Below are 11,618 nucleotides of genomic sequence, written 5' to 3' on the forward strand. Positions count from 1 at the left end.
GTACGGCTTATTTCGTGCTCTCCCCGGCGAGACCGGGCTTTTTTGTCACCGTCGTCAGCGAGAGACCTTGGCCTCTCGTGATGAGACACCAGCCACTGGGGCGTCAGGACCACACGACTTCGCCGTCCGCCTTGCGTGCGTTCGTCTTGTGCACGATCAGCGTCCACCGCATCTCACCACAACACTCGTGACGATCGCGAAGCGCCCCTCAAGCGGGTGAGACGGGCGGATTCATACAACGATTTACGCTTCTAAAAAACAGAAATATTTTTCGCGGCAGGGCTTGCGCCGTCGGGCAAATCAGTGGCAAGGGGCGGACGCGCTCGGCGCAGGCCCGTAGGATGGGTAGAGCGCAGCGAAACCCATCATTCGCGCCGCGGACATGAATTGATGGGTTTCGCTTCGCTCTACCCATCCTACAGCACCGATTTGCCCGTCGAGCCGGGCGAACGCAGCCGGCGCGGATCAGTCCCAGTTCCTGACCTTCCAGGACTTCAGCTTCCACGGCGTCAGGTTTTCCAGCCGCCACTGCGTCCAGCGTTCCGGCGGCCAGTGGCTGAGGCGCGAGGTTTCCTTCACCTCGGGCAACGGATCGATGATGCGCGGCGCGGCACGGCGGCGCTTTTGCCGCGTCGCATCGCTGATCATATCGACGAATTCAGGTTTGTCGGCCACGGCACCCGCTCCCCGCGAAGGCTTGTTTCGCAAGGAGGCAGTGTGCGTGCGAGCCCTTAACGAGCCGTTTCCGGAACGCTTCGAGCTTGAGACAACCCGCTCATCGCCAGTCGCGGACGTCGACGAAATGTCCGGCGATCGCCGCCGCCGCCGCCATCGCGGGCGACACCAGATGGGTGCGGCCCTTGAAGCCCTGGCGGCCCTCGAAGTTGCGGTTCGAGGTCGAGGCGCAGCGCTCTTCCGGCTTCAGCTTGTCCGGATTCATGGCCAGGCACATCGAGCAGCCCGGCTCACGCCATTCGAAGCCGGCCTTGATGAAGATCTTGTCGAGGCCTTCGGCCTCCGCCTGCTCCTTCACGATGCCCGAACCGGGCACGATCATCGCGTTGACGTGCGCGTTCACCGTCTTGCCCTCGGCGACCTTGGCGGCGGCGCGCAGGTCCTCGATGCGGCCGTTGGTGCAGGAGCCGATGAAGACGCGGTCGAGCTTGATGTCGGTGATCTTCGTGCCCGCGGTCAGGCCCATATATTTCAGCGCGCGATGCTTGGAGAGGCGCTTGGCCTCGTCCTCGATCTTGTCCGGATCGGGCACAAACCCGGTCACCGAGATCACGTCCTCGGGCGAGGTGCCCCAGGTGACGATCGGCGGCAGCTTGGCTGCGTCGAGCCGGATCTCGTGGTCGAAATGCGCACCCTCGTCGGAGCGCAGCGTTTCCCAGTAGCGCATCGCGGCGTCCCATGCGGCGCCTTGCGGGGCCTTCGGGCGGCCGCGCAGGAAGTCGAACGCCTTCTGGTCGGGCGCAACCAGGCCAGCGCGGGCGCCGCCTTCGATCGACATGTTGCAGACCGTCATGCGGCCTTCCATCGAGAGCGCGCGGATCGCCTCGCCGGCATATTCCAGCACATAGCCGGTGCCGCCGGCGGTGCCGATCTCGCCGATGATGGCCAGAATGATGTCCTTGCCAGTCACGCCTTCCGGCAATTTGCCGTCGACGATCGCGCGCATGTTCTTGGCCTTCTTTTGGATCAGCGTCTGCGTCGCCAGCACGTGCTCGACCTCGGAGGTGCCGATGCCGTGGGCGAGCGCGCCGAACGCGCCATGCGTCGAGGTGTGGCTGTCGCCGCACACGATCGTGGTGCCCGGCAGGGTGAAGCCCTGCTCCGGGCCGATGACGTGGACGATGCCCTGACGCTTGTCGAACTCGTTGTAATACTCGATGCCGAATTCCTTGGCGTTCTCCGCCAGCGCCTTGATCTGCTCGATGCTCTCGGGGTCGGGATTCGGCTTGGTGCGATCGGTGGTCGGCACGTTGTGATCGACGACGGCGAGCGTCTTTTCCGGCGCGTGCACCTTGCGCCCCGTGGCGCGCAGGCCTTCGAACGCCTGCGGCGAGGTCACCTCGTGCACCAGATGGCGGTCGATATAGAGCAGGCAGGTGCCGTCGTCGGCTTCGTGCACCAGATGGTCGTTCCAGATCTTGTCGTACAGCGTGGTCGGTTTGGACATGAGCTTAAGCTCCAGGAGAAATTCAGTGGTTGATGGCTTTGAGCGCGGGTCGACGCGCGAGCAGACGAAAGCATCGGGGCAGCGTTACGCTGCGCGCGCAAGCTCTGACGTTGCCGAAGTCGCGAAGCGTCCGAAGAACCGGCCAGGCAGCCGCGAGCGATCGTCGATCACGACGCGCTGGCAACGTTTGCTGGCTTGATCCGGAACCATTCTAAATATCTAACACAGGGCTCATATCTGCGACAATCGACCGATACGCGGGGCTCTCCGCTGGATGGGCATGCCGCAACAAAAAAGCGCGGGGCTGAGCCCCGCGCTTTTGGTCACATCCACGAAGGGATGGATTACTCGTTGACGGCGGTGGCGCGGTCCTGCTTCTCGACGATGCGGGCCGACTTGCCGCGCAGGTTGCGCAGGTAATAGAGCTTGGCGCGACGGACCTTGCCGCGGCGCACCACCTTGATCGAGTCGATCATCGGCGACATCACCGGGAAGACGCGCTCGACGCCTTCGCCGTAGGAGATCTTGCGCACGGTGAAGCTCTCGTTGAGGCCGTGGCCGGAGCGGCCGATGCAGACGCCTTCATAGGCCTGGACGCGGGTACGGTCGCCTTCGACCACCTTCACGTTGACGATGACCGTATCGCCGGGGGCGAATTCCGGGATGGTCTTGGTGGCGGCGAGCTTGTCGAACTGCTCTTTTTCGAGCTGCTGAATGAGGTTCATTGAAATCTCCATCGGCGGCGCGCCCAGCCTGCATGGGAGCTGCGCAAACGTCCATCTATCCTGCGCGGGTGCGGATTTGGCCGCCCCTATAAGACAAAGCGGAGGGTTTGTCACCCGTCTGTCGTGTTTTTTGTCCCGCGCCGGGCGGCTTTTCTGGCCCACAGGTCCGGCCGCCGGACAGCCGTTAATGACTCGGACTGGGCCAGCCGCCAGGCCGCAACCCTGGCGTGATCGCCGGAAATAAGGATTTCGGGGATCTGACGGCCCTCGAACTCCTGCGGACGGGTGTATTGAGGGTATTCCAGTAGTCCTTCCGAGAAGCTCTCCTCGGTTCCCGAGGCCTGCTTGCCCATCACCCCCGGCAGCAGCCGGACGCAGGCGTCGATCAGCGCCATCGCGGCGATTTCGCCGCCTGAGAGCACATAATCCCCGATCGAGACCTCCTCGAGCCCGCGCGCCTCGATCACCCGCTGGTCGACCCCCTCGAACCGGCCACAGACGATCAGGGGGCCGGGCCCCGTGGCAAGTTCCGCCACGTGCGACTGGGTCAGCGGCCGACCCCGCGGGCTCATCAGGAGCCGGGGACGATCCGGCGCGATATCCGCCGCGTCGATCGCGGCGGCCAGCACATCGGCCCGCAGCACCATGCCGGGGCCACCGCCGGCCGGCGTGTCGTCGACGCTGCGGTGCTTGTCGGTCGCCGAATCCCTGATGTCGCGTGCCTCCAGCGCCCAGAGGCCGCCGGCCAGCGCCTTGCCGGCCAAGCTCGCGCCGAGCGGTCCCGGAAACATCTCCGGGAACAGAGTCAGCACGGTCGCGCGCCAGGGTGTCGGCACAGTTGTCATGGCCTCTGGTTACGGCACTACGGCCGTCAGGTCGAGGCCCTGCATCATGGCGGCGGCATCGACCGCGCGGCGGAACTCGGCGAGCTTGAACGTCGCCACGTTGATCTTGCTTAAGGCAAGCAGGCCTTCGGCGGCGAGCGCGGCAAGCTGGCCCGGTGCGGTCCGGTCGTACATGAACTGCCCGACCACCTCCCAGTCATTGGCAAGCATCTCGCGGAAGGAGAGCTCGAGCGGCACCTCGGCGCTGCCCATCAGCACCATCCGCCCGCCGCGCCGGAGCGCGCGCAGGCTCGACAGCGTGGTCGAGGTGCTCTTGGCGGCGCCGAGCAGGTCGAGCGCGACATCAGCGGTGCCGCCGGCGGCGCGGCGGATGATCGGAAGGTCGGTGGCGGCATCGCCGGTGACGACGGCGGGAATCACGCGCGGGCCGAACGCGTCGCGCAGTTCTTCCAGCGCGGCCTGCTTGCGGCCAACCGCGACGACGCGGCCCGCGCCCATCGCGACCGCGAGCATCACCGCGCCCGAGCCGAAATAGCCGGTCGCGCCGTTGATGATGATGGTGTGGCCGCCGCGCAAGCCCGAACGCTGCAATCCGCCGAACGGCACGATCAACTTGGCGAGCCCGATCAACTCGGTGGCCGGCTTGTCGTCGAGGTTGGCAAGCGGCGTGACACAGGCCGCGGGCCAATGCGCGATCTCCGCGAACACGCCGTCGCGCCAGCGCGTCTGCAACGCGAGCGCTTCTGGTGTCGTCACCGTCGCGGTGAGGCCGATCAGGATCTGCGGCGGATCGCGATCCGGCACGTCGCCGCGCAGATGCGGGCTGAGGAACACGCGATCGCCGCTGCGGACATGCGTGACGTTCTCGCCCGTTGCGACGACGCGCGCGATCGCGTTGGTGCCGGGCACGAACGGCATCGGCGGCAGGCTGTAGGGCAGCGCGCCGGACAAGAGCTTGTTGGTGTAGGACAGCACCATGCCGGCCTCGATCCGGACGATGACGCCGTCGGGCGCCGGCTGCGGTGTCGCGACGCCCTCGAAGCGGAGATCGTTGTATGCGTGCAGGCGCCAGGCTTTGTGGGTGCTTGTCATAGTTTCTGCTTCCCGTTCGTTGTCCCGGCCACGCGACACTGCGAGCCCGGGCTCTCTAGACGAAGCGTGAGATTAGCTCGAATCGGCGGCCGCGATGACGCTGCGCCCCCTCTCCCGCTTGCGGGGGAGGGTTGGGGTGGGGGTGTCGCCACGAGTCGCATTGTGGAGAGAGCCCCCACCCGCATCGCATCTTCGATGCGATGCGACCTCCCCCGCAAGCGGGAGAGGTGAAGCGAGTCTGCGGACCGGCCGATTCAACCAATTACGATCATGCTCCAATCGCGACGGAGTATGTAGTGCGGCGCCGGCGCCGAACAATCGGATCACTGGCGCTGACGTGCGCGTGCCGTCAGACGCTCGAGCGGCGCGTGCCGGCGTGGTCCGACAGATGCGCCGCAAGCGCCAGTGCAAGCGGACAGATTGCGATCGCCGTTGCTGCGGTCGCCGCGGTTGCCATGGTCGGGCCGAGCGCATCGCCGAGGAAGCCGTAGAGCACCGGCGCGATCGCCCCGGAGCCGATCGTTCCCGTGTAGAACAGCGCGAAGGCGCGCTCGGTGCGATGCGGCGGCGTCAGCTCGGGCACCGTTCCATAGAGCACCGAGGATGTGCCGTTGAGCATCACGCCGAGCAGCGGCAGCAGCACAATGGCAGGCGTCAGCGGCAGCACCAGCACCGCAAGGATCAGCGCCGCCGTCCCGCCTTCGGTGAGAAGCACGGTGCGCAGCGCGCCGACGCGTTCGCCGAGCCAGCCGCAGGTGAACTTGCCGGCCGCGCCGCCGATGAAGACGAGCGCCAGCGCGAAGCCGTTGGTCGGCAGCGACGCGCCCTTGTCGCGCAGCAGGAACGGCAGGAAGGTGAGGAAGCCCATCCGGACGGCGGTGTCGAGAATTCCGATCGCGAGCAGCCAGTTAAAGCCACCCCGGCCGTCACCCGCGCGGCTCGATGACGTCTTCGACTTGCTCGCGGATCCCCTGCCGACCGCGGGCATCCAGAGCGCGATGCAGCCCGCCACGAGCACGCCCGCGAATGCCAGCAGCACCAGCGCGTGTCGCCACGACATGATCACCAGCAGCAGCGAGGTCAGTGCGGGGATCGCGGCCTTTCCGAGGTCGCCGGAGAAATTGTAGATGCCGAGCGGTCCGCGCGCGGCCTTGCCATAGGCGCGCGACACCGCGGCGGACGCGATCGGATGCTGGGTGCTCGATCCGGCGCCGGACAACGCGAGCGCGAGACCCAGTCCGATAATGCCGCCGGACAGCCCGGCCAGGACATAGCCGAGCGCCGACAGCACGGTGCCGACGATGAGGATGATCTTGCCGTCGATCCGCTCCGCGATGCGGCCGACCGGAATCTGCAAGCCGGCCATGGCGCCGGCATAGAGCCCGCGCAACAGCGCCAGCAGGCCGTAGCTCAGCGCGAACTCGGCCTGCCAGACAGGCAGCAGCACGTAGATCAGGTCGGTATAGCCGTCGTGAAGCGCGTGGTTGAGGCCGGTCACCGTGAGGGTGCGCGTAGCCTCGACCGAATCCTGGCGACGGGCATTGGCTATTTCAGTCGCAGGGTCAGGCAAGGCTGCCCTCCCGCCGGATGCGAGAAGAGTCTAATTCTGGCAGAAAATCTAAAGACGGGATTGCCAAGTCGAAAGCCAAGGGCGAGGAAAGGATAGCCGTGTAAGGAGCTTGCGATGGACTATGCGCTGCTTCGGTTCTTGTCACAAATCAGTAATAATCGGATCATGCGTTAGGAAATCTCTTGTAGGCCGATCATGTTCGTCCCACGTCGCAGCCTGCCACCCCTCAATGCCGTCCGTGCCTTCGAGGCGGCCGCCCGTCTCGGCAGCTTCAAGGAAGCCGCCGCCGAGCTCAGCGTGACCCATGGCGCGGTCAGTCAGCAAATCCGGCTGCTCGAGGAATGGCTCGGTGCGCCAGCGCTGTTTCGGCGATCGGTCCGCCGTGTGGTGCTGACACCGGCGGGCGCGGCGTTGCTGGCGGAGTTCGGCCCCGCGCTCGACCGCATCTCGGCCGCCGTGCAGCAGCATCGCGAACGCCGCGGCGATGCGCCGATTGCCGTGTTGCGCGTCAATGCGCTCGCGACATTCAGCCTGCGCTGGCTGTTGCCGCGTATGAGCCGGTTTCGCGCCGAGCACCCGGATATCGAGGTGCGCCTGACCACGTCGAACGATGCGGTCGACGCACTGCCCGAGCCGTTCGATGTCGTGATCCGCGGCGGCCCGGATGCTTTTCACGGCTTCTCATCGCGCTTCCTGCTCTCCGAGCGCCGCCTGCCGGTGTTGAGCCCGTCGCTGCTTGCGCAATTGCCGTTGGCCAACGTCGCCGATCTCGCGCGACTCACGCTGCTGCACGTGACCTCGATGCCGCGGCTGTGGCGCGACTGGCTGACCGAGGCGGGACAATCGGCGCTCGAGCCCGCGGCCTCGCTGACCTTCGATCATTTCTACCTGACTATACAGGCCGCGCTCGATGGGCTCGGGGTGGCGATGGGACCGACCGCGCTGATCGCCGACGATCTTGCGGCGGGTCGCCTGGTGACGCCGTTTCCGGAGATCAGCCTGCCGGCGCGCAGCTACTTTGCCTATTTTCCCGAGGCGCGTCGCAACGATCCGCACAACGCGGTGTTCTGCGACTGGCTGGAAGCGCAGGGACGGAAGACGGGATGAGGCTCGGGATTTTTGAAAGCTTGATCAGGCCGCCGACGGATCGTCGCCCTCGATCTCCTGCGGCAAATCGATCACCACGCGGCCGCCGGCGAGATCGACGGTCGGCACCACGGCGTTGGTGAACGGTAGCAGCATCGTCGCGCCCTGCGGCGGCGCGATCTCGATGATGTCGCCGGCGCCGAAATTATGGATCGCGATCACCTTGCCGAGCGGTTGCTCCGCGGTCGTCACCGCGGCGAGCCCGATCAGGTCGGCGTGGTAATATTCGTCGTCGTCGGTCGCGGGCAGCCGCTCGCGCGGCACATAGAGCTCGAGGCCGTTCAGCCGTTCGGCGTCATCGCGCGTGGCGACGCCCTTCAGCGTCACCACCAGATGATCCTTGGCTTCGCGCACATGCGTCACTTCGAACTGACGCGCGCCGTCCTTGGTCATCAGCGGGCCGTAGTCCTTCACGGCCAGCGGGTCTTCGGTGAAAGTCCAAAGCCGGACGGCGCCGCGCACGCCATGCGCAGCGCCGATGCGGGCGACACAGACCGGTGCTGTCACCGCGGTCGCCGTTCAGCTTACGCCTTGGCGGCGGCTTCGGCCTGCGCTTTGCGCTCCTTGCGCGGCACGGCCTTTTCCGGGTTGTTGCGCGCCTTGCGCTTGACGACGCCGGCGGCGTCGAGGAAGCGGGTCACGCGATCCGACGGCTGCGCGCCCTTGGCGAGCCAGGCCTTCACCTTGTCCATGTCGAGCTTCAGGCGGGCCTCGCTGTCCTTCGGCAGCAGCGGGTTGAAGTGGCCGAGACGCTCGATGAAGCGGCCATCGCGCGGAAAGCGCGAGTCGGCGACGACGACGTGATAGACCGGACGCTTCTTGGTGCCTGCGCGAGCGAGGCGGATAACAACGGACATCTCATTCTCCTTAAGTGTTGGTTTGAAGTCTGTGTTGGTCAGTTACGCCGTCATTGCGAGCGCAGCGAAGCAATCCATCGTGCCGCGTATGGAGGCATGGATTGCTTCGTCGCTTCGCTCCTCGCAATGACGAAAGAGGTTCATTTCTTCTTGCCCGGGAAGCCGCCGAGGCCCGGCAATGTCGGCTTGCCGCTGAGGCCGGTCAGGCCCGGCACGTTCGGCAAACCGCCGCGCAGGCCGAGCGGCATGTCCTTCGGCAGGTTCGGCAGGCCGCCGCCGGCGCCGCCCTGCATCTTCTCGGCAAGCGCCTTCATCTCCTCCGGCGAGGGCGGCTTCATGCCGCCGCCAAAACCCATGGCCTGCGCGATGCCGGCGAGCGGGCCGCGCTTGCCAGAGCCCATGGCCTTCATCATGTCGGCCATGTTCCGGTGCATCTTCAAGAGCTTGTTGACGTGCTCGACGCTCTGGCCGGCGCCGGCCGCGATGCGCTTCTTGCGGCTCGCTTTCAGGATGTCCGGGTTCTTGCGCTCCTGTCGCGTCATCGAATCGATGATCGCGACCTGGCGCTTCAAGATCTTGTCGTCGATGCCGGCGGCTGCGATCTGGTTCTTCATCTTGGCGATGCCGGGCATCATGCCCATCAGCCCCCCGATGCCGCCCATATTCGCCATCTGCTGCAGCTGTTCGCGCATGTCGTTGAGGTCGAACTGACCCTTGCGCATCCGCTCGGCGGTGCGCGCGGCCTTCTCGGCGTCGATGTTCGCCGCGGCGCGCTCGACCAGCGACACCACGTCGCCCATGCCGAGGATGCGGCCGGCGATGCGGCTCGGATGGAAGTCTTCCAGCGCATCGGTCTTTTCGCCGGTGCCGATCAGCTTGATCGGCTTGCCGGTGACCGCGCGCATCGACAGCGCGGCGCCGCCACGGCCGTCGCCGTCCACGCGCGTCAGCACGATGCCGGTGAGGCCGACGCGCTGGTCGAACGAGCGCGCGAGGTTGACCGCGTCCTGGCCGGTGAGGGAGTCCGCGACCAGCAGCACTTCATGCGGATTGGCGGCGGCTTTGATCTCGGCCGCCTCCTTCATCATCTCTTCGTCGAGCGTGGTGCGGCCGGCGGTGTCGAGCAGCACCACGTCGTAGCCGCCGAGCTTGCCGGCCTCGAGCGCGCGCCTGGCGATCTGCGGCGGCATCTGGCCGGCGACGATCGGCAGCGTCGGGATGTCGAGGTCGCGGCCGAGCACGGCGAGCTGCTCCATCGCCGCCGGGCGATAGACGTCGAGCGAGGCCATCAGCACCTTGCGCTTGTCGCGCTGGACCATGCGCCGCGCGAGCTTCGCGGTGGTGGTGGTTTTGCCGGAGCCCTGCAAACCGACCATCATGATCGGAACCGGGGGCACCGAGTTGATATCGATGGTCTGGCCGTCGGCGCCGAGGGTGGCGACGAGCTCGTCATGGACGATCTTCACCACCATCTGGCCTGGTGTGACCGACTTGACGACGGTGGCGCCGACCGCCTGCTCACGGACCTTCTCGGTGAAGCTGCGGACTACCTCAAGCGCGACGTCGGCCTCGAGCAGCGCGCGGCGCACCTCGCGCATCGCGGCATCGACGTCCTTTTCGGTCAGCGCACCGCGCCCCGTCAGACGATCGAGAATGCCACCAAGCCGTTCCGACAGATTGTCGAACAATGCCGTTGTCCTTTGCCTATGCAGGCGCCCAGTTCACATCATCGCCCACGGGGTGATGACGAGGTAAGATGTCCCGGCTAATCGCCAAGACGATGGTCCAAACACTTTCGCGCCCGAGGGCGCATCGCGCTGTCGGGCGTTGGCCTCCGGCCTCCAGGGCCGGTCGGCGGGTCGAAAAGACGGATCTTTCCGAGAAAGTGGCGGCGTTAAACGCTGCCAGGGGCTCAAAGTCAAGGAAAGTTTGAATCCGTATCACCCGCCTCAAGTCATAAAATATTGAAAACGCGTGGTTTTCTTGTGCTGGTTCCGAATCGAGGCGTGCCACCCATATAGACGGGTGCCGTTCACCCAGTCATTTTCGGGGCCCCGCCTCGTGTCGATCACCCGCCGCAGCATCCTTGCACTTCTGACCGGCGCCGTCGCGGCGATTGGCGTTCCATCGATCTGGATGTCCTTCATGAAGACCTATGACGGCCCCGTCACCGACCATTTCGACGGCCTGCGCTTCTTCGATCCCGATGGCGCCCCGCCGAAATCGCTCGGCGAGGTGTTGCGCTGGCAGTTCGGCAGCGGCCGCAAGCGTGCGACCTGGCCGGACTGGGCGCCGAGCCCCCACGCCGATACGCCGCCGCCGCGCGTCGACAGTGGCAAGGTGCGGCTGTCGTTCGTCGGCCATGCGAGCTGGCTGATCCAGGCCGCCGGCCTCAACATCCTGATCGATCCGGTGTGGTCGATGCGCGCCTCGCCATTCAGCTTTGCCGGGCCGAAGCGGCACAATGATCCCGGCATCGCTTTCGAGAAGTTGCCTGACATCGACGTCGTGCTGGTATCGCACGGCCACTACGATCATCTCGACGTCGCGACGCTGTCGATGCTGGCCGCGCGTTTCTCGCCGCGCGTGATCACGCCGCTCGGCAACGACGTCACTATGCGCGAGGCCGATGCCGCGATCAGGGCCGAGGCCTTCGACTGGCACCATCGTGTCGATCTCGGAGGTGGTCTTGCCGTGACGCTGGTGCCGACGCGGCACTGGTCGGCGCGCGGCCTGTTCGATCGCAACAAGGCACTGTGGGCGAGCTTCGTGCTGGAGACGCCGGCCGGCAAGCTCTATGTCGTCTGCGATTCCGGCTACGGCGACGGCCGGCATTTCCGCCGCGTCGCCGAGGCGCATGGACCCTTGAGGCTCGCGATCCTGCCGATCGGCGCCTATGAGCCGCGCTGGTTCATGCGCGATCAGCACATGAACCCGGAGGATGCGGTCAAGGCGCTCGCCGATTGCGGCGCCGCGCAGGCGCTGGCGCACCATCACGGCACGTTCCAGTTGACCGATGAAGCGATCGACGCGCCGGTGATCGCGCTCGGCGAGGCGATGGATGCCGCAAAGGTGCCGCGCGAAAAATTCGCGGCGTTGAAGCCCGGGCAGGTGTTTGAGATTTAGTTGTCGTCCCGGCGGAGGCCGGGACCCATATGTGGACGGCCCCCGTGGCACAAGAGCTTTCTGGAATTGGTCGGA

11 protein-coding genes are annotated in these 11,618 nt (G+C 66.1%); 2 read left to right on the forward strand and 9 right to left on the reverse strand.

All coding sequences use genetic code 11. The features are described from left to right. Positions 1-465 precede the first annotated feature (465 nt). From ACFFWD_RS24480 to ACFFWD_RS24505, 6 genes are all read right to left on the reverse strand, one after another. Positions 466-675, reverse strand: a complete 210-nt coding sequence (locus tag ACFFWD_RS24480) for a hypothetical protein (protein WP_376969362.1) — start codon at positions 673-675, stop codon at positions 466-468. A gap of 100 nt (positions 676-775) precedes the next feature. After that, complete coding sequence (gene leuC, locus ACFFWD_RS24485) at positions 776-2,182, reverse strand: 3-isopropylmalate dehydratase large subunit (RefSeq protein WP_376969364.1); 1,407 nt, start codon at positions 2,180-2,182, stop codon at positions 776-778. A 344-nt stretch (positions 2,183-2,526) separates the two neighbouring features. Beyond that, the gene (rplS, locus tag ACFFWD_RS24490; RefSeq protein WP_376969366.1) at positions 2,527-2,907 is read right to left on the reverse strand and encodes a 50S ribosomal protein L19; all 381 of its coding nucleotides are present in this window, start codon (positions 2,905-2,907) and stop codon (positions 2,527-2,529) included. Positions 2,908-3,017: 110 nt separating this feature from the next. Beyond that, positions 3,018-3,752, reverse strand: a complete 735-nt coding sequence (gene trmD / locus ACFFWD_RS24495) for a tRNA (guanosine(37)-N1)-methyltransferase TrmD (protein WP_376969369.1) — start codon at positions 3,750-3,752, stop codon at positions 3,018-3,020. Positions 3,753-3,761: 9 nt separating this feature from the next. Next, on the reverse strand, positions 3,762-4,844 hold the full coding sequence (locus ACFFWD_RS24500; protein WP_376969371.1) for a zinc-binding dehydrogenase: 1,083 nt from the start codon (positions 4,842-4,844) through the stop codon (positions 3,762-3,764). Positions 4,845-5,193: 349 nt separating this feature from the next. Beyond that, positions 5,194-6,414, reverse strand: coding sequence for an MFS transporter (locus tag ACFFWD_RS24505; RefSeq protein WP_376969373.1), 1,221 nt, complete (start codon positions 6,412-6,414; stop codon positions 5,194-5,196). A gap of 195 nt (positions 6,415-6,609) precedes the next feature. Here ACFFWD_RS24505 and ACFFWD_RS24510 point away from each other — a divergent pair, with 195 nt between their 5' ends. After that, complete coding sequence (locus tag ACFFWD_RS24510) at positions 6,610-7,521, forward strand: LysR substrate-binding domain-containing protein (protein WP_376969375.1); 912 nt, start codon at positions 6,610-6,612, stop codon at positions 7,519-7,521. 24 nt (positions 7,522-7,545) lie between these two features. Here ACFFWD_RS24510 and rimM read toward each other — a convergent pair whose 3' ends face one another. The 3 genes from rimM to ffh all read right to left on the reverse strand — a co-directional run bounded on the left by rimM (position 7,546) and on the right by ffh (position 10,105). Continuing rightward, on the reverse strand, positions 7,546-8,067 hold the full coding sequence (gene rimM / locus ACFFWD_RS24515; RefSeq protein ID WP_376969377.1) for a ribosome maturation factor RimM: 522 nt from the start codon (positions 8,065-8,067) through the stop codon (positions 7,546-7,548). Positions 8,068-8,084: 17 nt separating this feature from the next. Further along, positions 8,085-8,417: a 30S ribosomal protein S16 gene (rpsP, locus tag ACFFWD_RS24520; RefSeq protein ID WP_280974962.1), complete on the reverse strand. Its 333-nt coding sequence runs from the start codon at positions 8,415-8,417 to the stop codon at positions 8,085-8,087. Positions 8,418-8,557: 140 nt separating this feature from the next. Next, positions 8,558-10,105, reverse strand: a complete 1,548-nt coding sequence (gene ffh / locus ACFFWD_RS24525) for a signal recognition particle protein (protein ID WP_376969379.1) — start codon at positions 10,103-10,105, stop codon at positions 8,558-8,560. A gap of 373 nt (positions 10,106-10,478) precedes the next feature. Between ffh and ACFFWD_RS24530 the strand changes: the two genes are divergently transcribed. Beyond that, positions 10,479-11,543: an MBL fold metallo-hydrolase gene (locus ACFFWD_RS24530; protein WP_376969381.1), complete on the forward strand. Its 1,065-nt coding sequence runs from the start codon at positions 10,479-10,481 to the stop codon at positions 11,541-11,543. The last annotated feature ends 75 nt before the right edge of the window (positions 11,544-11,618 follow it).

Source organism: Bradyrhizobium erythrophlei, assembly GCF_042430365.1.
GTDB lineage: Bacteria > Pseudomonadota > Alphaproteobacteria > Rhizobiales > Xanthobacteraceae > Bradyrhizobium > Bradyrhizobium erythrophlei.

What these genes read in the sequence shown, in the direction of transcription:
- leuC (WP_376969364.1), bottom strand. Translation starts at nt 2,182, where the DNA reads ATGTCCAAACCGACCACGCTGTACGACAAGATCTGGAACGACCATCTG.
- rplS (WP_376969366.1), bottom strand. Translation starts at nt 2,907, where the DNA reads ATGAACCTCATTCAGCAGCTCGAAAAAGAGCAGTTCGACAAGCTCGCC.
- trmD (WP_376969369.1), bottom strand. Translation starts at nt 3,752, where the DNA reads ATGACAACTGTGCCGACACCCTGGCGCGCGACCGTGCTGACTCTGTTC.
- ACFFWD_RS24500 (WP_376969371.1), bottom strand. Translation starts at nt 4,844, where the DNA reads ATGACAAGCACCCACAAAGCCTGGCGCCTGCACGCATACAACGATCTC.
- ACFFWD_RS24510 (WP_376969375.1), top strand. Translation starts at nt 6,610, where the DNA reads ATGTTCGTCCCACGTCGCAGCCTGCCACCCCTCAATGCCGTCCGTGCC.
- rpsP (WP_280974962.1), bottom strand. Translation starts at nt 8,417, where the DNA reads ATGTCCGTTGTTATCCGCCTCGCTCGCGCAGGCACCAAGAAGCGTCCG.